Raw genomic sequence first — 26,932 nt, 5'->3', positions numbered from 1 at the left:
CTTATCCCAAGCTAATCTCCGCCTGCGGCGGCAGTGTATTCACGGTTCGCAAATAATTCCCCGGCGTACAGCCATAGATCTCCTTGAAGCGCTTGATGAAGTAGGGAGTCGTTCCATAACCGACCGTACCGGCAATCTGTTCGATCGACATGTTGTTGTTCTCAATCAGCCGCCGGGCCTCTTCCATCCGTATGCCGGTAATATAGTCGGTGTAGGTGATCCCCAGCTCTTCCTTGAACAGCTTGCTTAGATACTTGGGACTGATGAAGACCTTGGCGGATACGGCATCCAGCGATAGATCCCCGGACAGATGCGCCCCGATATAGGCTTTGGCCGCTTCAATGGTCGAGAGTGCGCGGTCACTGTTCCGCTTCTGCGTCTCCATAATGAAGATGCCGATGGAAGCGGCGAACCACTCCTGCAAATGCCGGATATCCGGCAGGGCAATATATTCGTTATACAGATCCAGAGGCCCGTGGGCGGAAGGGGTGTAGCGGATGCTTTTCAGATAATCCGAGTACATAAATACGGTGTTCGCCAGCACGAAGTGGCAATAATCCGCCGGGTAGCTGCCTTCCCGCATGACGGCTATCAGCTGCTCCAGCGCGGCCAGAGTCTCATCCAGCTGCCGGTTCTGCAGCTTGTCCTTGAATCTCATCAGCACAGGCTGCGGAATCTCGTCAAGACTCTGTTCCCTCTTCAGCAGCTCCCGGTCCTTCAAGACCCTGCTCTCTGGCAGAAAATAAGCATATTTCATTAAGGTCTGCGCTTCAGCGTAGCTGGTGTGAAGAAGGCTGATGGCATCCACCCAGCAGCCCTGCGAGAGCTGAATATTCAGCTGGAACTGCTGCTCCGCCGCTGCTGTAATCCGGTCCGAGAGCTGTTCGAGCAGCGTCCCGGAGGCTTCGTGCGCGCTGATAATGACAACCGTCTGCTTGTCCGGCAGCTCCTCGGCCAGAATGCGGATTCCGTGAAGCCGGATCGCCTCAAGCGTCCCGGTCATCCCGCTCATGGCTGCCTGCAAGCCACTTAGACTCATGCGGGCGTAAGCTCCACGGGTGTTGAGGAGCAGGCAGCAGTAATGACGGTGCTCCAGAGAGAGTCCCAGAAATTGCGGATCTATGGTTACGCTGCCTTGGGCAGGGCTGTCCTGAAGGAGATTCAGGATCATGTTCTGCCGGATATGCGGACTGCTGGCCTCAAGCGTCCCCTCCAGTGTGGTCACTTTGTCGTTCAGACGGTTGAAGGCGGAATCGATAATTCCGAATTCGTTAAGGGCTGGTCCCCGCACTCCTGGCACCTCAGGCCCCGGGCCGTAGAGGTCCTTAATAGTGCGAAGCAGCCGCTTAAGCGGACTGTAATTCAATTTGGCCAGAATGCCGGACAGACAGATTCCTACCAATAGAGCAAGCAGACACAGGGAGAGGATGACCCTCTGGACAACGAGCCATTTCTCATAGAACAGGTTCGCCGGAGCCGCACTGAAGAGCTTCCACCCGGTGGTCGGCAGGTCCTGATAGGAGATGACGTAGGTGCTGCCCCCGATCTCCTGGCTCATGTTCCCGGATGTCTCAGGAGAGGCTAGTGCATTCGAGATACTGGCAGCATAGGTGTCAGCCTGAGCTGCAGCATCCGGATTCGATCCGGCTACAATCCCGCCAGTGGGTGTAGCAATGAAGCTGCTCTGATAGCGGGCAGGCATCATATTCTGCAGAATGGCGCGCAGCGCACTCTCCTTCAGATCAATGGCAATCAGCAGCTCACTGGCTGCCCCGGGGGACTGGAACGGATAGCTGTGCACATAGGTGATCAGCTGGCTGCCGCTGCCGCTGGGGATGCTGGAGACGATATCGTCCGGCACGAACCGGGCCTCTGTCCAGAGGCTGTTACGGGAATTAAGGTTCATGCCGTTCACCCAATCCATCCAGTAGGCGGCACCCGCCTGCTGATCCGCACGGAATTTCAGCCCATACAGCGAGGACAGCAGGAGATGCTGCCTGGGAGCATATAGATGTACGGCTTGTATCAGGTCCGAATGATTGGATACCTGCATGTTCAGCGACTCCTGGAGACTGCTCACCTTGCTGAGATTCGCTGGAAGTGAAGCATCTGGCAGCATACGGAGCGCAGCCCGCTGGTTCAGTGAGACTTCCAGATAGATCTGCTGCACCCGCTGAAGCACGGAGGCTTCAAGGGTACGGGCGGTATTGTCAAGGATGAGCCGGTTGCGGCCCTGAAGCTCTTCCTTATAATGGTTCGAGAAATACAGATAGAAGGCAGAGCAGAGTAAGAGGACAATGACTAACACAACAGAGATGTATGAAGCGGCTAGGGCGGCAAAGGCAGAGTTCCATTTTCGCAAGATGTATTCTCCTCCCAGGCGGATTATACACTAGCCCCTCACCAATCTGTTCGGGATTCATGTTAAATCCATGTTAAATGGCCGGAAAAAAGCTGAATTGTTCCCAAAATCATAGAATTGCGAAATTGTGTTATTGAGCGGCGGTGGAGGCAGGTGCTATATTGAGTCCGATTCAGGCAATCAAAATAACAAGATAGGGGCTGACACATTGAACTTGAAGTCGAAAAGAAAGCTGTTGTCTGTTACGGCAGGTCTGGTACTCCTCACGAATTCTATCGCGGTACATCCTGCAGAGGCGGCCACGGGTAATTCATTAACTGAGCTGCCAGCTGCTCCGGCTTGGGGACATTTCGTAGATACTTATAAGAATAACACACCTGTGAATATGGCGGTGTATTCCAACCCCTCGATCGGTGTTCTCTCCGGCTTCCTGGATCTCTGGACACCGGGTGTCACTTGGGATACCGGGACGAAGCTGAATAGCAGTGTGTTGGATTACAACATTCAATATGTGGCGGATCTGTCTAAGACCCGTACTCCGGCAGAGGAGGAGGCAGCGTATTACGATGACCGGCGGAACCAGACTTATGGAGCGGCTGACGGCCTTGGACCTTTGTCTGAGTTGTACCGTTCGATGTCAGGAACTTACACGACCATTAACAGCATCCCAGATGATGCGACTTCCGTGAAATACAATGATGGCAATGACAGTAACAAGGCGGGTGATTCCAATTCCCAGCTTGGCAAAATGGTAGACCTGATCGGAATCATCCGCGGCAATTATGCTTCAACCAGCCAGGCCAAGAACTTCTACAGCTACAAGCGTCCGTTCCGCTGGAAGGATACCTCTGTCATCGTACCGACACTGGTGCCGGCGATGAGCAAGACGCCTGCCACAGACGGCGGCTTCCCGAGCGGACATACCAACGCTTCCTATCTGGCAGCCCTGGCTCTGGCATATTCTGTACCTGAGCGCTTCCAGGAGCTGATGACCCGGGCCTCGGAGATGGGCAACAACCGTGTCGTCGCCGGGATGCACTCACCGCTGGATGTTATGGGCGGACGAGTGACAGCCATGGCCTTCGCAGCAGGTGCGCTGACAGACCCGGACAATATGGCATTGAAGCAGGCGGCCTATACTCAGGCTCATGAAGTGCTGCTCACACAGACGGGTACCGCAGAAGACCGGTTCACGGATTATGCGAAGAATAAGGCCCAGTATACCCAGCGGCTGACCTACGGCTTCCCGCAGATTCACTCCACGACTGAGCCTGCTGTTGCTCCTAAGGGAGCAGAGGTCTTGCTGGAGACCCGCCTGCCTTACTTGACTGCGGATCAGCGTAGAGCAGTTCTCGTAACAACGGCACTCCCATCCGGTTATCCACTGTTGGATGATCCCGAAGGCTGGGGACGATTGAACCTGTTCGCCGCTGCCGACGGGTACGGTGCATTTGCTGAGCATGTAACGGTAGCTATGGACGCTGCGAAAGGCGGCTTCCACGCCGCAGACCGCTGGCGCAATGATATCTCCGGGACGGGCGGACTGACCAAGGAGGGTACAGGCACGCTTAAGCTGGCGGGCAGCAACACGTATTCCGGTGGTACTGAAGTGAACGCGGGTGTTCTGGAAGGAGACTCGGCAACAGCCTTCGGCAAAGGGAATGTGACGAATACCGGCGGTTCTGTAGTTGAGAACGTCTACGGTAAAATGGTGATCGGCGGCAGCTTCACCCAGGCCTCCGAAGGTACGCTTGTACTGGGCCTTACTGGAGCAAACGATATCCTTGAGGTTGAGGGCGCGGTGAAGGCTGACGGGAAGCTGAAGGTGAACTTCGCGAACAGCTACGTTCCAGGCAGCGGCCTGATTCCGCTCATTACGCATGGCGTCAGCCAGCGCAGCGGGCAGTTTGCTTCCGTGCAGGTTGAAGGATTGCCAAGCAAATATAACGCCCAGGTCGTCTACCTGAGCGATCAGATTGCGCTTAGTATTACAGATACGACAAGCGGCGGAACTGGCGGCGGCAATCCGGGCGGAACGCCAGGTACTCCGGCTGGAAATACCGGAACGGTACCAGGGACCACCACCGGCACAACACCAGGGAACGGCAGCACTCCTACTGAGCCAGAGAAACAGCCACAGGGTGGAGTTAATCCGTTCCAATCCGGAGTGGTGAGCCGCGAGACAGTATACAAGACCGTGACTGAAGCTATTGCGGCTTCGAAGAATGAGAGCATCAGCTTCAAGGATACCGCAGGCCACTGGGGCAGCAGCACCATCGCTACAGCCGTGAAGCTGCAGATCATCAGCGGCTATGCGGACGGCTCCTTCCGTCCGGATGCACCGGTGACCAGAGCCGAATTCGCAGCGATGATCGCCCGCTCCTTCGGGATAGGCACTACATCGGCGGCCTCTAAATTTGGGGATACAGCCTCCAATTGGGCGGCTGGCTATATCGGTGCCTTGGCGGACAAAGGCATCTTAACCGGCTACGCAGACGGCAGCTTCAAGCCAGGGGCGACCATTACCCGAGCTGAGATGGTCACGATTATCGGCCGTGTGCTGAATCTCGGTGTGCTTCAGACTGGCACCCCGGCGAGCTTCACCGATGTCAGCAGCAGCTACTGGGCAGCTGACGCCATCCGCCAGGCCGCTTCGGCTAATCTGGTGAAGGGCATCTCTGCTTCAGCATTCGCGCCAAAGAGTCAGGCTACCCGCGCCGAAGCGGTGGCCGTGATCATCCGCGCGCTGGAGAGCGACAGCTCGGTTAAGGCTTTGATTACGGGCTTGTAGGCAGCGGGGTTGTTAACTGCAAGTGAGTGAGAGGTAGGCTGTAAGTAAGAATTCTTATGGACAGAAAGCAGGAAGTACAAGCCGCTGGCTTGTGCTTCTTGCTATGGTTACGGCCACTTAGCCACTTTGGGTGCCGTTTCGCGTTCAATCGTTACAATGTGGGCATATTTGACAAATTCAATCTACAAGTGTAATGTATAGAACAGAGCTTGTATTTACATTTGTAGATTGTAAGACGCCGCGATGGAATGGAGCTGTTATGATGAGTACAACGCCGAAGATTTCGGAAGCTGAATGGGAAATTATGAAGATTATCTGGGAGCATCATCCGCTCACCTCGGAACAAATCACCCGGCTCCTGCCTGCATCTGTGGAATGGAGCGAGCAGACGGTGCGCACCTTCGTCACCCGGCTGCTTAAGAAGAACGCGATAGCGTATGAGAAATCCGGCCGGAGCTATCTCTATTATCCGCTGGTGTCAGAGAATGAGTGTGTCCGGGCCGAGAGCCGCTCCTTCCTGAAGCGCGTATTTGGCGGGGCTACGCAGTTAATGGTGACCAGCTTCCTGGAGGATGTCGAGCTGTCCAAGCAGGAGATTGAACAACTCGAACAGCTGCTCAAGGAGAAGAAGTCGCAGGGTACCAGCGGCAACTCAGGTAAGCAGGAATGAATATGGTCTACGGATGGTTTGCCGGTATCGCAGAACAGACACTGGCGGCAAGCATGGTGATTCTGGCTGTGTTGTTCATTCAATATGTTCTGCGAAGATTCATCAACGCCCGGGTGCGTTACCTCCTGTGGCTGCTTGTTATCGCCCGGCTGTTATTGCCTGCTGTACCGGACAGCCCTGTCAGCATGCTGCATATTCTGGGCAATAGTAAACATTTGTTAACAACTATCCTGGACAAGGGGCCGGACACCGGAGCTTCTAAGGGTGAGTATCAGGAGCTTCCGCCGGGAGGGGGAGATCAGGTTACATATCCGGCTAATAACACCGCTCTGAATGTACAGGGGCAGACAGACACAGCCCGGCAGGAGGATGGAGCGGCAACGGTTAACCGCAGCTCTGCGGGGGCCGCAGGCTACCCGCTCTGGATGAAGATAGGCACTGTGATCTGGCTGCTGGGCGTCATGCTTATGTTGCTGAATGGACTCCTGTACATCCGGCGGATGCACCGCGAACGCAGACGGCTTAGACGGGTGAGTGCCCCAGAGATTCTTAAGGTGGTTCTTACCACCAGACGCCAGTTTGGAATAAGGAGAGCGATACCTGTTTATACCGGAGGTTCGGCTAACAACCCCTATCTGTCAGGATTAATGCGTCCATGGATTTTTGTCCCTGAGCAAGCTCTGCGGGAACTGGATGCTTCCCGGCTGCGGCACATCCTCGCGCATGAGCTTGCCCACTACAAGCGGAGGGATATGCTGTGGAACCTGCTAGGGAGCCTAGCCGCAACGATACATTGGTTCAATCCCCTGATGTGGCTGGCGATCCGGCGGATGAAGATCGATCGGGAGGTTGCGTGCGACGCCTATGTGCTGGAGGTATTGGGAGAAGAGGAGGCAATTGATTACGGGCTTACTCTGGTAGAGTTCCTGAAGCGCTTCTCACGAGTCCGGGAGCGGAGGGGGCATCTTTATTTCTCTAACCCGCACCAGCGGCAACAGATCAGGAGAAGAATCAGTATGATTCAATCCTTCAAAAAAGGCTCCTACCGCATCTCCGCAGCAGCTGTAATTCTGGTCGCTCTGCTCAGCGTCGTGACGCTAACAGGTGTCTCTGGGGAGCCCGGTGACTCTGCTGTCACGGAACCTGAGGCCAATTCCGCTGGCACGCATGCAGAAGTCGTTGCTGCTAGGGAACGCGTAGAAACGGCAACGGAGCAAGGGCAGACACTGGTGCCGTTAACGAGCATAGATGAACAACAGACGGAGTATGCCATCAGGCATAATCTTCTGGTGCCGATGAATGCGGAGATTGAGCAAGACGGTTATCAGGTCACAGTGACAGGCTTCATGGCAGACAAGAACCAATTCCTTATCTTCTATACTGCGAAAGTGGACGGCGGTAGGTCACTATTCTCCGGTGATCCTCGTTTTGTAGAATGCATCATTACGGATGGTATTACCGGCAAGGTGATCAACGGCCGGACCCATGCGCTGGTCAGCAGCAGCAGCCCGGAGCCGCATATTGCATATGCGGTTGCCAGACTTAAGTTCGCGACTCCTTTGACGGACCTGCCCTCAAAGATTAAGGTGGAGTTCCATTTGCGCACACTGGCAGCCAACGAGTCCAACATGCAGGAGTCTCCGGCACTCCAGACAACCTTTGATGTGAGGGCAAATTACTGGAAGCAAGAGACGCATACCATCACATCGCCAGAAACGCTTAATGTAGCGGGACACAAGATCAGAGTGAAATTACAATTGACACCGTTAACAACCATCGCCACTTTTTATTCAGATGAACCTTTGTTTAAGAATAAGGAATTTATTAAATCATTCCATGAGAAGTACGGTTCTCCATTCCTGTGGTGGAGCAAGACTGGAACGGGAGACTATAGGCAGAAGCCAGGCACTTCATCAATTACGTTCACAGACTATGAAATGAAGATGGTTACAGAAAGCTATTATTTGTTGGATAAGCTGCAATCTCTGCGGCTGGAATTCATGAAGAGTCCGGCGAAACTTACTGGAATGAAGGATCTTGAGCATACATACCAGATGACCTTTGATGTCCCCGGACAGGATCAGAGCTGATCCGGATGAAACAACCAACTTGTATTGAAGGAGAGTGCAACAATGTTTAGAATGAAGTGGAATGAACTGGGGATCTCACATACGGCGCAGATGCAGCCTATACAGGAACAAAAGCAAGGGTCAGCGCCAAATAAACGGCGGTCCTCCAGGAACCGGCTATCTACCGCCATCGTCGCAGTCATGACAACCGCAGCGCTGGTGCTTAGCCCTTTTGCCGTGACAGGTCAAGCTTTGGCCGCCTCGGCAACCGCCGCGAAACCGTCGGCAGCGCTTGCCCCCTTTGTAAATCCCGAGATTCAGGGTTATCGACAGGTTGAGTATGCCATCAAACACAATCTGGTGCAGCCGCTGAACACAGTCGTCAAAAAAGACGGTTACCAGTTGACGGTGAACGGCTTCATCGCAGACAAATATGAGCTGATCATCCTTTTTACAGCCCAGGCTGACAGCAAGAGAGCATTCGTGTTCATGCCGCCCAAGGGTCATAGTCTCCAATTGTCTGATGCGGTTACGGGCAAGGTCATCAGTGGCAAGAAATTCAATGATGCTCTAGTCATCGGCGCAAGTCCGGCAAAGAAAGATCATATTCTATATGGAATTGCTAAAATCCGGTTAAGCAGTCCATTGACCACGCCTCCCAAAAAAGTAGCTGCTGAGTTTCAGCTAGGCACATTAACCGCCATTGAGCTGAACCAGCTAAAGGCACTGGATGCTGAAATGCTCGCTGCCACCGAAAAGGCCCATGCGGACAACCCGGACCAGACCTCATCGTTCAGCTACAGTCCTGAACTGCTGAAGAAGTATGATGCAATCAAGTCCAACGTGAAGTATAGCCCTGTGCTGAAGGTGGCTTTTGATATCAATCCCAAGGTCTGGAAGCAGGAGACCCGTACACTGACGCCGGAGGAAACGATTGATGTGGCAGGGCACAAGATTAAAGTAAAGCTGGAATTGACACCGTTCACGACGATAACCACACTATCCTCAGACGAAGCATTGTTTAAAAACAGAGAGTTTATGGAGACCTTCTATATGGAATATAATCCATCGCTATTGGTCAAGAACGGAACCGGTGATTATAAATCGCAAGAGGGAGCTTCTGTCTATACCTATGCAGACCATGAGATGAAAATCGTGTCAGAGAGCCACTTCTTCTTGAATAAACCGCAGTCGCTTCGCCTGGATTTCACCAATATGAAAGACCGTAAGATTACACAGCAGCTGATTGTTGATATGTCTAAGCAGTAAATTACAGGCTATCTGAAGTATCTTAGGGCCATCCGTGAAGGGTGGCTCTTCTTTTGTTGGGTACAGGGTGTGCGGGGAATGTCTTCTAAGCAGGGCATGTTATGGGCAGGGATGTGATAAAATACAGGGACATGACAAGATCAGACCGATGGAGGAATTATGTTAATTCAACTGATAAGCGTAGGCAAATTGAAGGAAAAGTATCTGACGCTCGGCATCGCGGAATATGCCAAACGGCTCACGCCCTACCTCAAGTTCCAGATGATTGAGGTGGCGGATGAGAAAGCCCCTGATAACCTCAGCGACGCAGAGATTATTCAGGTGAAGGTGCGTGAGGGCGAGCGTATCCTCGCGCAGATTAAGAGCGAGGCGCATGTCATTGCGCTCGCGATTGACGGCAAGCTCTGGAGCTCCGAGGAGCTTGCCGCCGAGATCGACCGGCTCGGCACCTACGGGACGAGCCATGTCGTCTTCGTCATCGGAGGCAGCCACGGCCTCTCCGATGACGTCATGCGCCGCGCCCAGCAGCGCATGAGCTTCGGCCGCATGACGCTGCCCCACCAGCTCATGCGGCTGGTTCTGGTGGAGCAGGTGTACCGGGCGGTGAAGATTAATCGGGGGGAACCGTATCATAAGTAGGGCGAATTTTCTAATAATAACCTCGAATTTGCAATAATAGATCATAAGCCTTAGTTCTTTTTTTTCAGAATTTCGTGAGGCTGGTAGGAGAAGAATCCAACGATATTGAAATTAGTGTATGGCATCAAAAAATATAGTAATAAGGAGAGGTTGATATGGTTACAATGTGGACGGAACGCGCATATGAAATCGATCAATACATCGATAATGGCGGTGAAGGTGTAATCAACTCACGTGAAATGCTCCTATTTATGGGGCAGCCACAGGTATTGCCGGTATACAAGTTGCCAATCAATTTCCTTAGCTTCAATATCGATAATGGCCGTTTTGCCGCTGAGAAACGCTTGAAGGAGCAGGAGCTGGGCTTTGAATTAGACAACCGTAACCCTGCACATGAAAATTATTTTATCGATTTACTGATTCCGGATAATCCAAAGTCCCAACGTTTGTTGGATGACCTGGAGCGTCACAGCCAATTACGACCAGGCGTTATCACACATGATGGCTTCCTGGTGGATGCAAATCGTCGATTGGCCTGTATGAAGCGTCTCAACTCCAGACATCCTAATTCCCGCTATCAATATTTGCTGGTTCATAGATTACCTGCGAATGTGCCTGCTAAAGAGATCTACAAGCTAGAAGTACAATTTCAGATTAAAGCCGATTTGAAGGAAGAATACAATCCGATCAACGATCTGCTAAAGATTAGAGAAGGATTGGAGTATATGAGCGAACAGGAGCTCTGTGAAACGCTCGACTGGACAGCAAAGAAAATAAAGGATTATCAAAATCGCCTCGACCTAGTTGACGGTTTTTTAGAGTATATCGGCCAACAGGAGAACTATACATTATTGCTGAATCTAAACGAGCATTTTGTAGAAATTCAGAAGGAAATTGCAGCGATGAAGACGCTTGGGCTCAACGCCTTTAAAATTCAGGAAGCGGTTGACGTGATGTACCGTATGCTAGAAGTAAACCTGGACAAAGAATTCGATAAATCGATCACACAACGTGATCATATCCGTTATATCCGCGAAGCTTTTGTCAACGAAAAGATTCATAAGGTACTAACACAGAACATGTTCAACAACGAAAGTGCCACCTCACAGGATATTTTCAACGACGTAACTGCAGCAGCAGAACTGTCGCGAATGCAGCGAAACAATGTACGTCCAGTTGAACAACTAAAGAAGGCCATTTCACTGCTAACTCAGATCCAGGACGATGACAGTGATACATTTACCAAGCAGGATTTTAAAACTGCCTTTGAGGAATTAGACGAGCTGATGGAAGTGATTCGGCAGCAAATGGGGGCCTAAAACCGATGGTACATATTGAGTTCGACCAAAATGTACTTATTATCGACGTAACCGACCGTCCCGAGTTATTTGTCGGTCAATTTTCGCTTATGTTCCGGGAGCAGGGTTTTGTGAAAAGTGAGTTCTCCCAGAAATACATAATGGATGATCCGATTAAAATTCGGAGTACAGTTGATGATCTCATTGCGTTTTTCAGGCGGAAACGAATTCCAGTGCATATGAGTGACAATTTTGATCGGCTTAACGAACAGATCGGAGAAGAGAGAAAGGTATTCGAAGCGGCGTCGGAACTGGGTCTTGTCGTGAAAGAGGAGGCTAGCGAAGCAAATGCTCTAGACCTACCCGGATTTAAGAGAATGTTGAAGCCTTATCAGGAGAAAGCGGTTCGACACATGCTAGCTGTGTGGCATACAGCCAATTTCTCGGTTCCTGGTAGTGGTAAAACAACGATGCTGTACGCAGGTTTTTCGGTTTGGCGTGAAATGGGGGAAGTCGATAAAATCCTCATAATAGGTCCTCCAAGTTCCTTTATGGCTTGGGAAGAAGAGTATGCTGGCTGTTTTGGTCAACCAGCGATAAGCTACCGACTTATCGGACCGGACCGGGAACGTAGATACAAAATGTCCGATCGTGCTGACATTTTTCTGACTAGCTTTCAAACGGCAGCAATCGATGTTGACCGACTGATTGAACTAATGCTACGATACCGCGTCATGTTGGTAGTCGATGAGTCCCATTACATTAAGCGATTTGAAAATGGAATGTGGGCAAATGCACTATTGAAACTGGCGCCTTACGCAAAACGCCGTGCGATTAGCACGGGCACACCGATGCCAAACGGACTGTTTGATCTATATTCGCAAATGACCTTTCTTTGGCCAGGGAAATTTCTGCTTGGTGAGCAGATTCAATATAAAGCCGAAGTAAAACGTTACGAAGGTGATGTCGAGTGGATTCAGAACAAGATCCGTCCTTACTTCTACCGCGTCAATAAGAAAGACTTGTTGTTGCCTCCTTTCGAGATTCAAAGGGTAAAAGTGCCAATGTCTGAATTACAACAACAGATCTACGACGTTTTAGCCGCACGCACCCTTGAGGAATTGGAGCGATTTTCCTCAAGGGAAATTGCTGAGATAGCCCGGTTTCGGCGGGCAAAAATTATCCGTCTCATGCAGACTGCGTCAAACCCCGCACTGTTGGCGGACTTTTCACACGAGTTCCAGATTCCGCCTCTGACATACGATGGAGGCGATATTGTCAAATTGATTGAGCATTATCCGACTTACGAGAAGCCAAGCAAGCTACAAAAAGCGATTGAACTGGCACAAGCTTTAATTGAGCAGGGACACAAAGTACTATTGTGGAGCACGTTTGTCAACAACATTTTTCAGCTACGACAGGATTTCTTTCGCCTTGGGATCCCGACTTACCTCATTTTCGGTGGCGTGCCAAAGAGCGATGAAGACGATGAGGAGTTCAACCGCGAGCAGCAGATTCGGTTGTTCAAACAATCCGATAAACCATGTATTCTTATTGCGAATCCATCAGCATGTGCGGAGTCGATTTCCCTGCACAAGGATTGCCACCATGCGATATACCTAGACCGGAGCTTCAACTGTGGGCATTATCTCCAGTCACTCGACCGCATTCACAGGATCGGCTTACCTGATGACCAATTAACGACGTATTATTTTATCGAGAGTGAAGGGACAGTCGATGAAGTCATCCATCAGCGGCTACAGGAAAAGGCATGGTTAATGCGTAGTGTCATCGATATGGACATGCCGATTGGTTCTCTAGATCTGGAACAGAATGAGTGGAATCAGGAAACAGAGCTTCAAAAAGATTTTGACACTGTGATTCAACACATCAGGAGTAAGCGTCCATGAAGAAGTTCTGCGACCTGCTGTGGACAATTCGCACCGTGGAGGAGTATGAGAGTAAATACCAGTGCCATATCACCCGAAGCCATCTTCTTCGGATATTGGAGGGGGCTTTCCTTGGTGGTAGAAAAACTAAAGCCCAGCCTACATTGGAGCTTTTATTTTGTTTGAACCTACTCGGGATTGATGATCAACATCAAGTTTACGTGCTACCACGTGGCAATCGTTTGTTGGCAACCGGCGAAGTTGGTGGTGGTGGTTATGATCTGAACGACGGACAAAAAAAGCTCCTGGCATCATGGTATTTCCCTGCGGCGGGCGAGAAAAGCCGAAAGTGGATAGGATATTTTTCCACAGTAGATTCAGGCAAACAACAGATCATCCGTTCGCTAATCATTAAACCACTGCAACAGTGGACGGAAGAAATGCTCTATCTTGGTGTCGTAATACAGTCTGGTGATTATTTAGAGCTGAGTGGTGAACACGCTTGGATACGTGCCTATTCAATAGAGCAACCGCCATTAACGCTAGAAGAACTGCAGGTTAAATTGGAGTTACAATTGCAAGCAGGCTTGGAAGCAGAAGAGAATGCGCTACGCATTGAAAAGAGACGGTTACTACAATTGGGACTTGTTGAAGAGTCAAACCGCGCAGAACGTGTATCGGACCGGTTAGTGAACGCGGGGTATGACATATTATCATTTTCATCTTCATCGCCTGATCCGAACCGATATATTGAAGTGAAAAGTGTCGGACCAGATCGCTCTTTTTATTGGTCTCGTCATGAATTGGAAGTAGCCAAAGTGCTAGGGAGCCAATATTTTTTGTATTTAGTCAATCAGACCGATCCGATAGTAGATCCAATTATCGATATAATTCAGGACCCCTTTTCGTACCTTTCCTTATATGCACTTATGGAGCCGACTCAATATAAAGTGTCTTTTTGAGAAATCAGTTATGAATCAGGTGAGAATTATGGAGCTATCAACAGTAATATCAACTTTTAAACAATTGGATGCAGAAAAATTTTATTGTTCGTTCACAAGGCTATTCGAGCTATCTTTTCGCATCGACGACTTGATGTTTTGGTGTGAAGTGACTGGTATTAATGAAAAAAGCGCTTGGAGTACTTTGCAAGCACATGGATGGAAGCTATTAAGTAGGGAAATCTATGTGTACGGAACCATCGAAACTATTGTGGAATTGGAAGAGCTTTGTAGCGTTTATGGCTTACAGAAGAAGGATATAATTAGTGCAGTTATTGAAGTTGTAAATATGTGCAAATGGTATCTTCCCAAAGCACTGAAAGAGATACCCTTGTCCTATAAAGTCGTATATATCTTGCTTGAATTGCAGGATGAACTCATTCCTTTAAATTGTAATAACTGGATGCCGAAATCCGCTTTGCCTGATCAAGTCAAGGTGATATCACGGTATGCTCATTCTCTGCAGAGGCCATGGGATGAGTCAATTATCTCGACATTTGTAAAGTCTGGAAGACCCCTAAAGATAGAGGAATTAATCTATCAAAGTATGGCAATCGTCCCGGCAACAGTTGGATTAAAGCGTATGTTCACATTTATGTTAAATCTACTACCAGTTATCAAGATTGATGATACAGAGTTTTGGATCTTAAAAAAGTGGGAACATCAAGTGGATTTGAAGCTGGTCGACAGGATCACAAACCTACTAAATGAGAGCGGAACTTTACCTGTAAATGAAATTGTAAAGGAACTCAAGGGTTACGAAGTAGCCGAAATAATCAAAATATTAGAATTTTGGCCTGAATTTAAGGGGCATTCAAATGATACATTTGGGATGAACATTAGCCCGTTGGACGATGAACTGTTGGGGATCATCGTACCATCATTATTAAAGTATTTAGCGGAAGCGAGGGAGGGAATACCTATTACTCAGTTATTTAAGCATGCTGAGATGATTGCTAACTCTCACGGCTTAAATATGCACACAAGGGATTTCAAACCGTTCCTGAAAAGTTGGGGTGAAGTTGCAATTGTAGGTGGGTATGTGTACGCGATGCAGCATGCTCCATTTCACCGAATGCGTCTTGGTGACGTAGCATATTTAGTGCTTAAGGAGAATGGTTCTCCCATGCCATACACCGAATTGGAGGCCCAGATTCGGCGACGAAGGAATTACAATAACTCAATCTCCTCCGTTTTTCTGACAGAGCCGAAGCTTTCACGCCCAAGCCGGGGTTATTGGGCATTACGCGAATGGGGCCTGATCGAATATGATCCACAGATTCATAACCGGATAGGAGATATACTAATTTCAATTATCGAAACGGCGGGCAGGCCAGTTCATAAGTCTGAAATGCGTCGACAATTGCGGCGTCGAGGGATGAATATGAATGAGGGGACGCTGCATCTTGATCTCACGGATAATGAGCGCATCCATCAAGTGGCGCGTGGTGTTTATGCACTGACCGAATGGAAGTTGTCTTTCCGTGATCTATTCCGATTCAAATTCCCTTTTCGTTTATCTCTTCCAGATGGCAACCCTACGATATACGAACTTGAAAACGGTGTTATGGTCGAGTACTTTATATCAAAACACTGCCTTGAGTTGGGCCGCATACTAATTAAACGGTATATCATTGAACATTTCCCCGCCTTACAGCAGTATACCAAGTATACCGTGATGGACATCGCAGGTGCCAGATATGAGGGCTGGGTCGACCGCTTGGATGAAGGTCGATATCAGATTCTAGGCTTGCAGCGATGGTATAAGTCACATAAGCCAAAATATGGAGAGAATATATATTTGTACATACCAAGTAAAGGGGAATATACATTCTCACTATTAACTGCAGATCAGGCGGATGTTTGGATGTATGAGAGTAGTGAATCGGGACATAAGGCATGAGTTTATCTAGCTTTGAAGAAAGTGAGAGAACTAGTAGTCTTCAAGGAGATGTCGTGGCGACATCTCCTTTGTCATTTCGCCGTTAGAATGATACGGTGAGCCGTATCATAAGTAGGGCGAAAAGTAATGAAATTGAAACTACTGGTGACTTTTGGATTTTATAAAAGTAGAATCTAAGATAGATACTGTCGTAAACGGGGGGGCGAATAATTTGGAAGCTACTAAGGTAGATTTATTTGAGTTGACCGAGTTGAGAGAAATTGATTTGAGCGAAAATGAAGAGAGAGTTAAAGCTATATTTAAGGCATATGAACCAGAAGTCGAAAAACTAACAAACTTAGATGATGGTCAGATTAGTGAGCAAATTTCCAAGACTCTTAGTAAAGATGACCCGTGTTATAAATTTGTAGAGTCTAATTTGCTTTATTTAAAGCAATCATATTTTATTCTCCAGAAAGAGCAGCAGATAGATGAAATTGATATAAGTATTCTTAAAGAGCTAAAAATAGGTGAAATATTCGATGCAGAAAGCTTGGAGAAATTAAGTCGTAAAACAGATTCATCAGTAGATTTCGAAAAATTGGAGAGGATTGTAAGCCTTAAATTTGAGGAAGAGGAAAAGTACAAAGACTACAATGTTGTTAATACAATTGCTAGTAAATTTGAAATGCCTGAAACTAATGTTAAGTTTATTTCAAGACTGAGCGAATTTATTTCATTTGTTTCTGAGCTAGATAATGCGGTCAATTATGTGTCTAGAGGACAAAAGGATTGTAGTTTTGATTTATTGCCTTCATTGCACAGAAGATTCGAGAGGGATTACGAGATACATTCAGATATTTATGAGGGTGCTTTTAAACAAAAGATCATATATTACGATAAGGAAATTAAAAACAAATCGGGGGAGGAGTTACGAGCCGAAGGGCAACATTTTGGTTTGCCTACTGATTATTTAGATTTTACAGAGGCTCATTTGATCTCATTACTTTTCGCGATTGAAGATTATAACTATAGTCAGCAGCATTCTATTGTTTTTTTTATTGATTCTTTAGCATACAATAAGGACGCTGTAAGCTTAGAGGAAAAATTATTAGATTATTCTGTACCAACTGTCGTGGACTCTGTGAGAAGATACTCAGCAAGATCTTATTTTATTAAATTGGGTAACTCAAACGAACGGATTCATTTCCAAAAAGGTTGTTTTTTAAAGGTATCTCCTCAAGATCGAGAAGACTTCAAAAGAAGACTATCAAATTTTTGTAGGATTGTAATTATAAATAAAGATTGTAAAAAAGAAATACTGAAGGAATTGTTTAATTTGGGTATTACATTTGAAAACATATACCCGGATAAAGATAATGTCGTGAAATCGATAAAATTTAATTATGAAGAAGTGATGGGGGGTTACCGGGGAAGATGAGAGAGAAAATAAAAGAATCAATAATGAGAATTAAATCGAATCGGCCACTCATTTCAGTTCAAGATATAGTTAAGTTTATAGACAAAGGAGAGAAATATTTAAAATTAAATATTGAGGATATCAATGATGAAACAGAGATGGAAGTTCTACAAGGAATTGTTTTGAGCCCAGATTACCAAAGAATTTATAGATCATCTGTAAAAGAGGAAAGTTCAATAATTGAATCATTATTAGTTGGAATACCAATACCAGAGATTTTCCTGGTGATATCGGGTAAAAACGAGATGCAAATACGACATGTAATGGACGGGCAGCACAGACTTAACGCAATCTATAGATACATTAACAATAAGTTTCCCCTTAAAAGTCTTGATATCTTAGGTGGAGACGCTAACTATGAAGGAAAGAAGTTTTCAGAGCTAGACAAGAAGGATAAAATTAAAATATTGGGAAGTCATTTGTCTATCCTAGAGTTCGAAAGCTTTGAGGATTCAGATACTGAAATTGAGTTATTTAAAAGATATAATAGAAACACGAAGCCGCTAGAAATTCAGGAAATAGAGATGGCTACATATTTTTCCGAGACAAGTAAATATATAAGTCACTTTATCAACACTCTTATACAAAGAAATGAAGAAAAGATGGAGCAGGATAATGAAGGTGAGGATACAGTAGAGGACAAATTATTTAAGATATATAACATAACAAAATCCCGCAATGATAAACAAAAAAATCACCAGGAGATCTGTGTAATCCTTAGTATCTTAGAATCAGGATTACAGGAAAATGTTAGAGATGGTGTGACCGCCTCAAAGAGGTTTCTTGAAAGAAAATCAAAGCTATACAAAAGTGTTGGTAACGAAGAACTAGACGAACTTAAAATTAAGTTCAATAAATTTAATAATTTGGCCTTAAAAATATCTGAAGCTATAGAGTATCCTTTCTCTACGAGTATGATAAATGAGGAAAAGGATAGGCAAAGTAAATTTCTTATGGGTGTATCAATTGTATTAGCTACCATAAGCTATTATTTTGATTATGTCATTGAAAATGAAGGACTCATCTCAGATATTAAATTAATCTTATCTTTATCCCCAATTGCTGATATATCATATAAGGCATCCTCTACTAATATGAAAAATGTAATAAATTATTTATTCTTACGACATCAAATTCATAAGATGCAATTTACTTCATTGAATTTTTTAGAGTCTAAGATAAGCGAAGTCGAAGTTTTTGAAGAAAATAACCGCTACACAGTTCCGCTGTTTTAGCAATTTGAAGCCTGCATTGTTGTTAAGGATGCTTTTGAAAAAGCATCCTTTTTTCGCAGTTAGAGTGGTACGGTGTACCTTATCATAAATGACGGCGAAAACTTTTGTGGAATAGTGCTAAGAAAGATGTTGGACAGAGTGATATAAAGGAATAATAGAGACGATGAGAGAGTACTTATAAGGGGGATCCCATGTCGATCTCAGATAAGACTAGAAAGATACTATGGGGTAGATCAGGAAATAGATGTTCCATATGCAAGCTAAAACTAATTATTGATGAGACTGAAAAAGATAATTCGTCAATTGTCGGCGAGGAATGCCATATTATTTCTGGTCAAAAGAATGGGCCTAGACACGATCAAAACCGTCCTAAAGATGTAATAGATACTTATGATAACTTAATTCTGTTATGTCGCATTCATCACAAGATGATTGATGACCAACCTGAGACATTTACCGAAGACATTATTAAACAAATTAAAGTCAACCATGAGCTTTGGGTATCTAAAAGCCTTGACCAGCAAGAAGATAAACCTCCGAGAATTAAAAGGATAAAGGAAAATATTCCTGAAAAATTACCTAGGATTACAGGCGGAAAAGAAATCATTAATATTTTGGATAGAGCAATGGGGTATGAATTTGATCATGATGAACCAAAAAATGAAAATGAAGTTGAATTGATTTCAGGGTTTCTACAATACCTACATGATTTTGGAGATTTACTAAGCGATTTTGAATCGGGTGAAAGAGTTAGATACGGTTTTGAAATAACTAAAATGATAAAGGAATTATTAGATCATGAATACTACGTTTTCGGTGCACGTGAAGTCAGGGTGTTAGAGGGGGGAAAGGGTGCTCCATCAAGCTTTCCTATAGCGATTGTTTATTTGAGACACAAAGATAATCTACTGATGATGAATTAAAAAGCATAACCCATTTTAGTGAAACTATATTTCCGAAATCACTTGAGCTATTCACTGGGCTTGATGTTCTCCCTAGCTGATATACCTTCTAACCAATTGATTTAAGAAGTTGTTATTTATCACCTTTTCTCCAAAAAAGTAAATTGAAAATGAAAAATAAAACGACACAGGGGGTTTAAAATGGCTATGCCAACAAAAGCCCAGATTTTTAAACATTGGATGGAATGGTTGGACAAGAGGGGATTTGACTGGGGGGAGCCTTGTTGTTGGGCATGTAAACGACATTTTGATGCTAAATATGATTTGAACAAGCCCAGTGCTACACGTGAAGATATAATAAATAACTGGGATAGGGTACCTCTTCAACGTTGCCACATAATTGCCCGTCAGTTCGATGGAGAGGATATCCCAGAGAATCTATTTCTGATGTGTAAGAGCTGTCATGACCGCGCTCCGAACACGAAGTCTCGCGAGGCGTTTTTGGATTGGGTAGAAAAGCAAGATTACACATCCTTGGTTCAAGAAGATATCATGAGAGAATTAAGAACTTTTTAACTTGTAGATCGCGTAGATGATGTAAATGAAATGCTGGCAGATAAGGAGCTAATAAAACGTTTTTTTAGTAATTCTGGTTTTCATATGAATCAGGCTAAAGGCGGGTTGGAGATTACCCTTTCAAGTATATTTTCTCAAATTGCTCATGAACTAAAGAGGCAATAATAATTGAATCCTGCTATTAGGCACATCATTGTTATGGCCGATGAGTATAAAAAAATCAAAGAAGGCAATTTCTTACTGAGTGATATTCACGTCATATAATGCAAAAAGCACAAGCTACTGACTTGTGCTTTTTTGAGCAGACATATAGTCTTAATTTAATCTTACGTTGAAGACCCAAGACGAGGTAGGTCACACTATTTTAGGTATTGGACAACATTCTGTAGGATAGAGAGTAACCCTTTAAAGGGGTTGTGTAACAGAGACGGGCACATTAGCGCCAAAAGGTAAATTTATCGCCATGATGCCTTCCATCTACATTCCCATTTCCCCCCCCCCATCCTCCAACACAACTCATCTAAAACCTCACCCGCCCGTCTCATCACTCTCTTCATATCCTCGTCCGTTATCATCTCTAACTCCTTCCCCTCCCCATTAACGAGATAATTCAATTCACCCACAAACGCCACAATCTCTAGCCCAGGATGATAGTCGGTATGTATCAGGAGTAACAGATCATTTAATGATATCTCCGAGCCGAACTCTGTCTTATTCTCATAGATGTATAACGCACGAATCATGGAGATGAGGGCTGAATGACAAAGAAAGAATGCAGTCTTGTATTGCTTGTGATTTCTCATAATCTGAGCTAATTTCATGTGATAACGGGCTAGACTTATATAGTCAGTGATTTTCTCTTGCAAGCTTTTTCCCATAGTGAAAGCCTCCCATAGCATATTTGGAAAAGTATTACACCTATTATAATACTTATAAATATTATAATAAATAATAATATCTATTAATTGGTGTTTACCTTTAGGAAACTTGTCTACACTTTGGACATGGAGAGGTGAATACTGTGATGGATAAGGAAATATTGAAGCAGGTGGGAGCGCGGATTCGTGCTCTGCGGAAAGAGCGGGGCCTGTCGCAGGAGGCGCTTGGGGAGATAGGCGGGTTTCATTTTTCATACATAGGGCAGATTGAACGTGGGTAAAAGAACGTTTCTTTATTGAATTTACATAAGATTGCAGAATCGCTCGAGGTGAATGTCATTCAGTTGTTTGCATACCAGGGTGAAGAGTTCATGGTTACCGCAGCAGAGCGTGATATTCAGGATATGGTAGGCATGCTCCGTGAGGCCAATGAGGAGAAGGTACGTGTGGCTAAAAATGTACTGAAGGAATTATTATAAAGAATCATTATGAAGCAAACCAATTTATTCATAGTATAAACAACAGTGGCGGCCTTCCAGGCCGCCCTTTGTTTCCGCCGATAGACCCGTTAAGCTAAAAGGATCAAGGCTGCATTAAGTTTCATGCAGCGAATGATAACTGTCGCTCTCACCCTGGTGCCAAAGAATTCCGCAGATTTGACTGGACCGCAAGGCGAAGCGGGCTTCGGACAAAGCATGCTGAAAAAGGATGCCCTCCGGATGCCAATCATTCAAAGAACTGCCACCTTCTGCCACTGTCCATTACGCAGCATTTTTATTTTTTCATTATATATAGGGGCCACTTCATCCAAAAATCCACGGCCTGCCATATTAGATTGACCCAGCATTAAAAATGATTTTATCATTTAATTTTCATTCCTTTACATAACTAATATAGACTAATTGAGTCATTATATAGTCTGATTAGACTAATTAATGATCATTATGCCTGGAATTAGAGCATCAAGGTCCACAGGATTTCTACACTATTTTTTTCATAGGGATGTTGACTTTGACGCCGTGTCGTACTTTATGCTTTTGATGGAAAGGAGGGCTCACGGAATGCAAACCATTAGCGAGGTTACCAAAAACTATCCAGTTTCCACAAGAATGCTTCGATACTATGAGCAGATCGGGCTGCTTAAAAGTGTGAAGAAGGAGGGATATGCTTACCGCACGTATGAGGAGAGTTCATTGGTAAGATTAGAACAGATTTTAGTTCTAAGAAAGCTGAGAATTCCGTTGAAGGAAATTCAAAGGATTCTGCAGAGTGATGAGTCCAGGATCGCACTTGCTGTGTTCCAAGAAAAGATCTATGAACTATCCAGCGAAATGACGGCATTGTCTGTCATTCACAATGTACTGCAAAACTTGGTAGATCAACTCAAGCTCCATGCCGAAGTGAAGCTGAACCCGGGAGTCTGGATGGATAAAACTCTGCTACAGATCGTTGAAGCCCTTCCTTTATCCAAAAGTAATCTCAAGGAGGACCTATCCATGAACGATTTGATCAAGGCAGATCAACATTTATCCACGCTTAAGGATGTACGGATTGTTTACCTTCCGCCTTCACCAGTGGCTTCGATCCAAGTAATTGGAAAATTACCGGAGTATGAAACGGGGATGAGTTGCAAAAGTTTATGATGGACACGAAGCTGGCCCAACTCAAGCCTGATCTACGGCATTATGGATTTAATCATCCGAATGGAGTCCAACCGGATGGATCGGACCATGGGTACGAGAGATGGGTAACGATACCTGATGATCTAGAGGTACGTGAACCGTTCGTGAAGAAGCATTTTACCGGTGGCTTATACGCAGCTCACATGATTCCCATGGGCAACTTCGAGGAATGGGGATGGTTGACCGAGTGGGTCGAGCACCATGAGGAGTATGAACCGAACTGGGGAGATCCCGATTGTATGTATGGTTCAAAGGAAGAGCATTTGAATTACATCAACCAGTATCATTTAAGCAATGAGGAAATCGACAAGGTGGTACAATTGGATTTACTACTTCCGATAAAGTCAAAGTTGAACCGGTAAATGATACAAGGCCATCCCGTAAAGGATGGCCTTAAAACTTTTGAAGAGAGAGGGCGTTCAGCTACCAGAAGCTTGCTTCATTTAGTTTGATCGGGATGCCGAATTCCATTTCGCACTGTCCATCCGGATGGTGAAGGGAGTTGGGGAAGTAAATCTCCAGGGCCGGACGTGAAACGTCCCATATATACGGGCTTAGGGGAAGCCACTCGATGGAGACCAGGTGCAGCAAATCTTTCGCTATATCCTGTCTGTCTGTTAAAATCCGCACCATGGCGTACTTGCCTCCAGGAATCGTCCGGATGCCCAGATCGCCAGTCGGCGTCATCTGTTGCTCCGTTGTAATGCAGGCATCATACCTGTGTCTGCCATCCGGCGTGATGAAAGGGTCGTCGAGGATGAGTCCGACCGTCAAACATCCTTTTTTCAGTGCTTCTCTCGCGTCCAACCACGAGGCTAACCGCTCAAAGAGCCCTTTAATGTCCGAATTGATTTCTCCTTCATTGATGGTTCCCCTATACCGGGCGTAGATAGCATTCATTGGAGTAAGGTTGCGAATCTCAATCGGGAGATCCGCCAGCTTGCGGGACAGTTCAGTGGACTTTTCAAAGGTTAATCGGGCCCTGAACCGTTCCGCAATCGTCTGGAGAGGAAACCTGTCCCGGCATTCGGAAGCGCTCAGCCCGGTATGCTCACGGAACACTCTGCAAAAGTGGGCCGGGGTTTGCAGACCACAATCCAAGGCGATATCAGTTATGCTCCGGTTTGGGTGGAACAACAGTAGCTTGATTGCCTTCTCGATGCGGATCCGCCGGGTAAACCCGTGCACGTTCTCGCCCATCACCACTTTGAACACCCGATGGAAGTGAAAGGGGGAGAAGGCGGCCACGTCCGACACTTCTTTAAGGGTTAAAGGCTCCGTAAGATGCTCCTCCATGTAGTTGACGACATGGTTGACCCGGTATCGGTATTCCAATTCCAACGCTTTGGCTACCACCATCCGTTTCACCGTCCCCCCTTATTTTCATTATTGATTCAATCCTATCTCTATTATAGCAAGAATTGTTAATCGGGTAGCAAGAAATTGGAAGATGATACTCGCCCATTACACTACCATAAGGGAAGCAAGAATAATAACCTTAAAGGGTGTGTTAATGTATGACCGAATTATTCCGTTATGCCAAGCTGGCCATGTTGGCAGGGGCAGCTAGCATGATCCTTACCATGTCCGCTTGCTCTTCCGAAAAGTCCTTAGCCCCTGTGATGTCCCCCGGCAACTCCAAGGTGATCAACTTGCCAAACGGGGAGTGGCCGATCGGCACTCCAGAGCAGGTTGAGATGGATCCCAAGGAAGTCGAAGCAGTGATGCAATATGCCAAGGAATCGCCGGTTCTCTCCATGCTAGTTGTTAAGGACGGCACAATTGTCTCCGAGTATTACAAGGATGGCATGTCGGATTCCAAGCTGGCTATAAACTCGATCACCAAGAGCGTGACATCGCTCTTGATCGGGATAGCTATCGACAAAGGTTATCTGAAAGGAATAAATGAGCCGATAGAGTCATTTTTCCCCGAATATAAGGAGTTGTTCGATTCACCCGATAAGAGATCCATTACATTAGAGCACTTGCTCAGCATGACAAGTGGCTTGCATTTCCCGGAATGGACTGATTGGAATTATATGATCCAGCCTATGACGGAGACCAAGGACTGGAACCAATTTGTACTCAGCCAACCGATGGATTCTAGGCCAGGTGAAATATGGAACTACAATACAGGCGGTTCCCAATTAATGGCGGCGATTCTCAGGAAAACGACTGGGCAATCCGAACTCGATTTTGCCAAGGAGCATCTGTTGGGTCCTCTCGGAATTGATAGCGTGAAGTGGCCCCGTTCACCGGACGATTCGAATTCAGGGGGCTTCGGCCTGAAGATGAAGCCAAGGGATCTGGCCAAGATTGGCCAATTGGTGCTTAACCGTGGCGTATGGGATGGCAAGCGCATCGTCTCGGAAGCATGGATCCGGGAATCGACCTCTCGGCATTCGGAGGGGAATGTGTCTTTCGGCGAATATGGCCACCATTGGTGGATGAATCAGTACGGCGGGCACAAGGCAGTTTTCGGTATGGGTTATGCCGGCCAATATCTGACCATCGTACCCGACCTGAATCTAGTGATCGTCGTGAACTCGGCTGCTACCGGGAATCCCCAGGATACCCTCCTTCCTATCCAGTTTATCGAGAGCTTGGTTAAAGCGGTGAAGAACAAATAGAGGACATAGTCCTAGCCTGCCGCTGTTTTATTGAACTCCAATCAACGTTGAAATTCGAATTTATACGACAATTAAAGGGCACCCACACGAATGCTCTTTAATTTCGCTGTTAGAGTGTTACGGTGAACCATATCATAACTACCCCTCGATCATGGAGATTATGACCCAAGTGTTTGATAATGAAGCATCACGATCTGACCCATTCGCTCGGAATGGGTTAAAGTTAGATTCTCTGGCGCTGTTCCGTCAGGGAATAAGGGAATGCCTTCTCCCAGAAGGGTGGGAATAAGCGCAATTTGGAGCTCATCCAGCAATTGCAGCTTCAGGACGCTCTGGACAAGCAATCCACCGCCTACAATCCAGACCTTGCCTTCTGAGGTTTGCTGTAACCGGGGGATAAGCCGGTCAATGGATTCGCCTGTAAAAACAACATGTGGCGCAGGGGGGTGCCCGGAACGCGTAAGGACAAAAGCCGGTTTATCTGCATAGGGGAATTCATCGGCTAGCTTCAGTACCTCTTCATAAGTATTTCGCCCCATCACTACGCTTCCTACTGTTCCATAGAATTCACTATACCCGTTATCCCCTCCATTTCCTTCGATCTCATACAACCAATCGACAGAGCCATCGGGCCTTGCAATGTAACCATCCAGACTCATAGCGATGTACAGCACAACTTTATGTTTTGACATTGTTAATCGCTCCCTTCTAGATTCAATGATACACTTGAACTATGACAAAATATGACGTAGTTAGGTGAAGCTATTGATTAATCGAAGACTGGAAATTATGCGGACATTGGATTCAAGGACCAAATTTACGGCCCGCCAGCTGGCAGAACGATTCGGAGTATCGCTAAGGACGATCCAACGCGATCTGGATTATCTGCAGCAGATGGGGGTTCCTCTGTATTCAGAGGTAGGCATACACGGGGGGTACCGGGTGCTGCCGAACCGGATTTTGCCACCCCTTCAATTAACACAGCACGAGGCGTTGGGATTGTTCCTGATGATTGAATATTTGGAGCATATTCCGGACTTTCCCTATGGAATCATCCGGGCTCAACTGGCAGATCAGTATTATTCCGGATTGCCGGATGATGTGCGGGATCTGATTAGGCGTTCGAAGCAGCATCTTGCCGTTCTTCAGCACTCTTCGATACGCCCAGCGCCGTTAACGACCCAGGTGTTAGGTGCAGCCATGGAGAAGAGAGAGATTACATTTGCTTATCATTCCCGCAGCGGCAAGAAGAATGTGCAGGTCTATCCGCTCGGGATTTATTATGAACAAGGGTATTGGTATATGCCCGCCAGCAAGCAGGGTGAGATTCGCCTGTATCGGGTTGATCGGATGGAGCAGCTGGAGGAAGGGCCTCACCGAATAGAGGATTCACTTCCGACGCTCGCAGCATGGATGAAGGCCGGGGAGACCAGGGATAGCACCGAAGTCATATTACATTTTACGGATATGGGCGTAAGGCTAGCGGAGTCGGACCGGTTATTCGCATCAGTTCTGGACAGGGAATGGCGCGGCTATATTCCTGTGGAAGAGTTCCCGTTCACGGCGCAGAAGCTGCTTGCATACGGACCGGAAGTAAAGGTGGTCTCTCCAAGGGAATTGCAGGAATCCGTCAGAGAGTTACTAGAGAAGACTATAAGTCAGTATTCATAAAATACTCA

The 26,932-nt window shown here is 46.5% G+C and carries 23 protein-coding genes and 1 pseudogene; 19 read left to right on the top strand and 5 right to left on the bottom strand.

Annotated elements, in window-relative coordinates:
* Nucleotide 1: 1 nt before the first annotated feature.
* On the bottom strand, nt 2–2,362 hold the full coding sequence (locus NYE26_RS31000) for an AraC family transcriptional regulator (RefSeq protein ID WP_339252602.1): 2,361 nt from the start codon (nt 2,360–2,362) through the stop codon (nt 2–4).
* Nucleotides 2,363–2,636: 274 nt separating this feature from the next.
* Here NYE26_RS31000 and NYE26_RS30995 point away from each other — a divergent pair, with 274 nt between their 5' ends.
* The 13 genes from NYE26_RS30995 to NYE26_RS30935 all read left to right on the top strand — a co-directional run bounded on the left by NYE26_RS30995 (nt 2,637) and on the right by NYE26_RS30935 (nt 20,063).
* On the top strand, nt 2,637–5,153 hold the full coding sequence (locus NYE26_RS30995) for an S-layer homology domain-containing protein (RefSeq protein ID WP_339257676.1): 2,517 nt from the start codon (nt 2,637–2,639) through the stop codon (nt 5,151–5,153).
* A 262-nt stretch (nt 5,154–5,415) separates the two neighbouring features.
* Nucleotides 5,416–5,823, top strand: coding sequence for a BlaI/MecI/CopY family transcriptional regulator (locus tag NYE26_RS30990; RefSeq protein WP_339257674.1), 408 nt, complete (start codon nt 5,416–5,418; stop codon nt 5,821–5,823).
* A 2-nt stretch (nt 5,824–5,825) separates the two neighbouring features.
* Nucleotides 5,826–7,913, top strand: coding sequence for a M56 family metallopeptidase (locus tag NYE26_RS30985; protein ID WP_339252601.1), 2,088 nt, complete (start codon nt 5,826–5,828; stop codon nt 7,911–7,913).
* Nucleotides 7,914–7,955: 42 nt separating this feature from the next.
* On the top strand, nt 7,956–9,161 hold the full coding sequence (locus tag NYE26_RS30980) for a DUF4179 domain-containing protein (RefSeq protein ID WP_339252599.1): 1,206 nt from the start codon (nt 7,956–7,958) through the stop codon (nt 9,159–9,161).
* 159 nt (nt 9,162–9,320) lie between these two features.
* Nucleotides 9,321–9,800 carry a 23S rRNA (pseudouridine(1915)-N(3))-methyltransferase RlmH gene (gene rlmH / locus NYE26_RS30975; protein WP_339252597.1) on the top strand — a complete coding sequence of 160 codons (480 nt, stop codon included), beginning with the start codon at nt 9,321–9,323 and terminating at the stop codon, nt 9,798–9,800.
* A gap of 155 nt (nt 9,801–9,955) precedes the next feature.
* Nucleotides 9,956–11,119: a hypothetical protein gene (locus NYE26_RS30970; RefSeq protein WP_339252595.1), complete on the top strand. Its 1,164-nt coding sequence runs from the start codon at nt 9,956–9,958 to the stop codon at nt 11,117–11,119.
* 5 nt (nt 11,120–11,124) lie between these two features.
* Complete coding sequence (locus NYE26_RS30965) at nt 11,125–13,008, top strand: DEAD/DEAH box helicase (RefSeq protein WP_339252593.1); 1,884 nt, start codon at nt 11,125–11,127, stop codon at nt 13,006–13,008.
* A complete protein-coding gene (locus tag NYE26_RS30960) occupies nt 13,005–13,949 on the top strand; it encodes a DUF3883 domain-containing protein (RefSeq protein WP_339252591.1) in 945 nt (314 codons plus the stop codon). Before NYE26_RS30965 ends, NYE26_RS30960 begins: the two co-directional genes overlap by 4 nt.
* Before the next feature lie 28 nt (nt 13,950–13,977).
* Nucleotides 13,978–15,891 (top strand): hypothetical protein, encoded by a 1,914-nt coding sequence (locus NYE26_RS30955; RefSeq protein WP_339252589.1) that lies wholly within the window; start codon nt 13,978–13,980, stop codon nt 15,889–15,891.
* Nucleotides 15,892–16,102: 211 nt separating this feature from the next.
* Nucleotides 16,103–17,311: an FRG domain-containing protein gene (locus NYE26_RS30950; protein ID WP_339252587.1), complete on the top strand. Its 1,209-nt coding sequence runs from the start codon at nt 16,103–16,105 to the stop codon at nt 17,309–17,311.
* Complete coding sequence (locus NYE26_RS30945) at nt 17,308–18,585, top strand: DUF262 domain-containing protein (RefSeq protein WP_339252585.1); 1,278 nt, start codon at nt 17,308–17,310, stop codon at nt 18,583–18,585. Before NYE26_RS30950 ends, NYE26_RS30945 begins: the two co-directional genes overlap by 4 nt.
* Nucleotides 18,586–18,776: 191 nt before the next feature.
* Complete coding sequence (locus NYE26_RS30940) at nt 18,777–19,508, top strand: HNH endonuclease signature motif containing protein (protein WP_339252583.1); 732 nt, start codon at nt 18,777–18,779, stop codon at nt 19,506–19,508.
* Nucleotides 19,509–19,688: 180 nt separating this feature from the next.
* Entirely contained in the window at nt 19,689–20,063 is a 375-nt protein-coding gene (locus NYE26_RS30935; RefSeq protein ID WP_339252581.1) for an HNH endonuclease, read from the top strand.
* 455 nt (nt 20,064–20,518) lie between these two features.
* Here NYE26_RS30935 and NYE26_RS30930 read toward each other — a convergent pair whose 3' ends face one another.
* Nucleotides 20,519–20,941 carry a HEPN domain-containing protein gene (locus NYE26_RS30930; protein ID WP_339252579.1) on the bottom strand — a complete coding sequence of 141 codons (423 nt, stop codon included), beginning with the start codon at nt 20,939–20,941 and terminating at the stop codon, nt 20,519–20,521.
* 146 nt (nt 20,942–21,087) lie between these two features.
* On the opposite strand from NYE26_RS30930, the gene NYE26_RS30925 reads away from it, so the two are divergent.
* Together NYE26_RS30925 and NYE26_RS30920 are read left to right on the top strand one after the other, a co-directional pair.
* Complete coding sequence (locus NYE26_RS30925) at nt 21,088–21,222, top strand: helix-turn-helix transcriptional regulator (RefSeq protein ID WP_339252577.1); 135 nt, start codon at nt 21,088–21,090, stop codon at nt 21,220–21,222.
* Between the two features lie 15 nt (nt 21,223–21,237).
* Entirely contained in the window at nt 21,238–21,420 is a 183-nt protein-coding gene (locus NYE26_RS30920; protein WP_339252575.1) for a hypothetical protein, read from the top strand.
* A 117-nt stretch (nt 21,421–21,537) separates the two neighbouring features.
* Here NYE26_RS30920 and NYE26_RS30915 read toward each other — a convergent pair.
* Nucleotides 21,538–21,806, bottom strand: a pseudogene (locus NYE26_RS30915) (sialate O-acetylesterase); the annotation flags it as partial.
* Between the two features lie 196 nt (nt 21,807–22,002).
* Between NYE26_RS30915 and NYE26_RS30910 the strand changes: the two are divergent.
* Both NYE26_RS30910 and NYE26_RS30905 read left to right on the top strand, forming a co-directional pair.
* Nucleotides 22,003–22,584 (top strand): MerR family transcriptional regulator, encoded by a 582-nt coding sequence (locus NYE26_RS30910; RefSeq protein WP_339252574.1) that lies wholly within the window; start codon nt 22,003–22,005, stop codon nt 22,582–22,584.
* Nucleotides 22,581–22,985 (top strand): effector binding domain-containing protein, encoded by a 405-nt coding sequence (locus NYE26_RS30905; protein ID WP_339252573.1) that lies wholly within the window; start codon nt 22,581–22,583, stop codon nt 22,983–22,985. The genes NYE26_RS30910 and NYE26_RS30905 overlap by 4 nt, the downstream gene beginning before the upstream one ends.
* Nucleotides 22,986–23,046: 61 nt before the next feature.
* On the opposite strand, the gene NYE26_RS30900 is transcribed toward NYE26_RS30905, so the two are convergent.
* Nucleotides 23,047–23,982, bottom strand: a complete 936-nt coding sequence (locus NYE26_RS30900) for an AraC family transcriptional regulator (RefSeq protein ID WP_339257672.1) — start codon at nt 23,980–23,982, stop codon at nt 23,047–23,049.
* Nucleotides 23,983–24,140: 158 nt separating this feature from the next.
* Between NYE26_RS30900 and NYE26_RS30895 the strand changes: the two genes are divergently transcribed.
* The gene (locus NYE26_RS30895; RefSeq protein ID WP_339252572.1) at nt 24,141–25,253 is read left to right on the top strand and encodes a serine hydrolase; all 1,113 of its coding nucleotides are present in this window, start codon (nt 24,141–24,143) and stop codon (nt 25,251–25,253) included.
* 158 nt (nt 25,254–25,411) lie between these two features.
* On the opposite strand, the gene NYE26_RS30890 is transcribed toward NYE26_RS30895, so the two are convergent.
* A complete protein-coding gene (locus NYE26_RS30890) occupies nt 25,412–25,945 on the bottom strand; it encodes a dihydrofolate reductase family protein (protein WP_339252570.1) in 534 nt (177 codons plus the stop codon).
* A gap of 73 nt (nt 25,946–26,018) precedes the next feature.
* Here NYE26_RS30890 and NYE26_RS30885 point away from each other — a divergent pair, with 73 nt between their 5' ends.
* Nucleotides 26,019–26,924: a YafY family protein gene (locus tag NYE26_RS30885; RefSeq protein ID WP_339252568.1), complete on the top strand. Its 906-nt coding sequence runs from the start codon at nt 26,019–26,021 to the stop codon at nt 26,922–26,924.
* The last annotated feature ends 8 nt before the right edge of the window (nt 26,925–26,932 follow it).

The sequence above is a fragment of the Paenibacillus sp. FSL P2-0136 genome (genome assembly GCF_037975325.1).
GTDB classification, from domain to species: domain Bacteria; phylum Bacillota; class Bacilli; order Paenibacillales; family Paenibacillaceae; genus Paenibacillus_AQ; species Paenibacillus_AQ silagei.
Note: the sequence above shows the minus strand (reverse complement) of the source record. Positions and strands in the feature narration are given on the sequence as shown.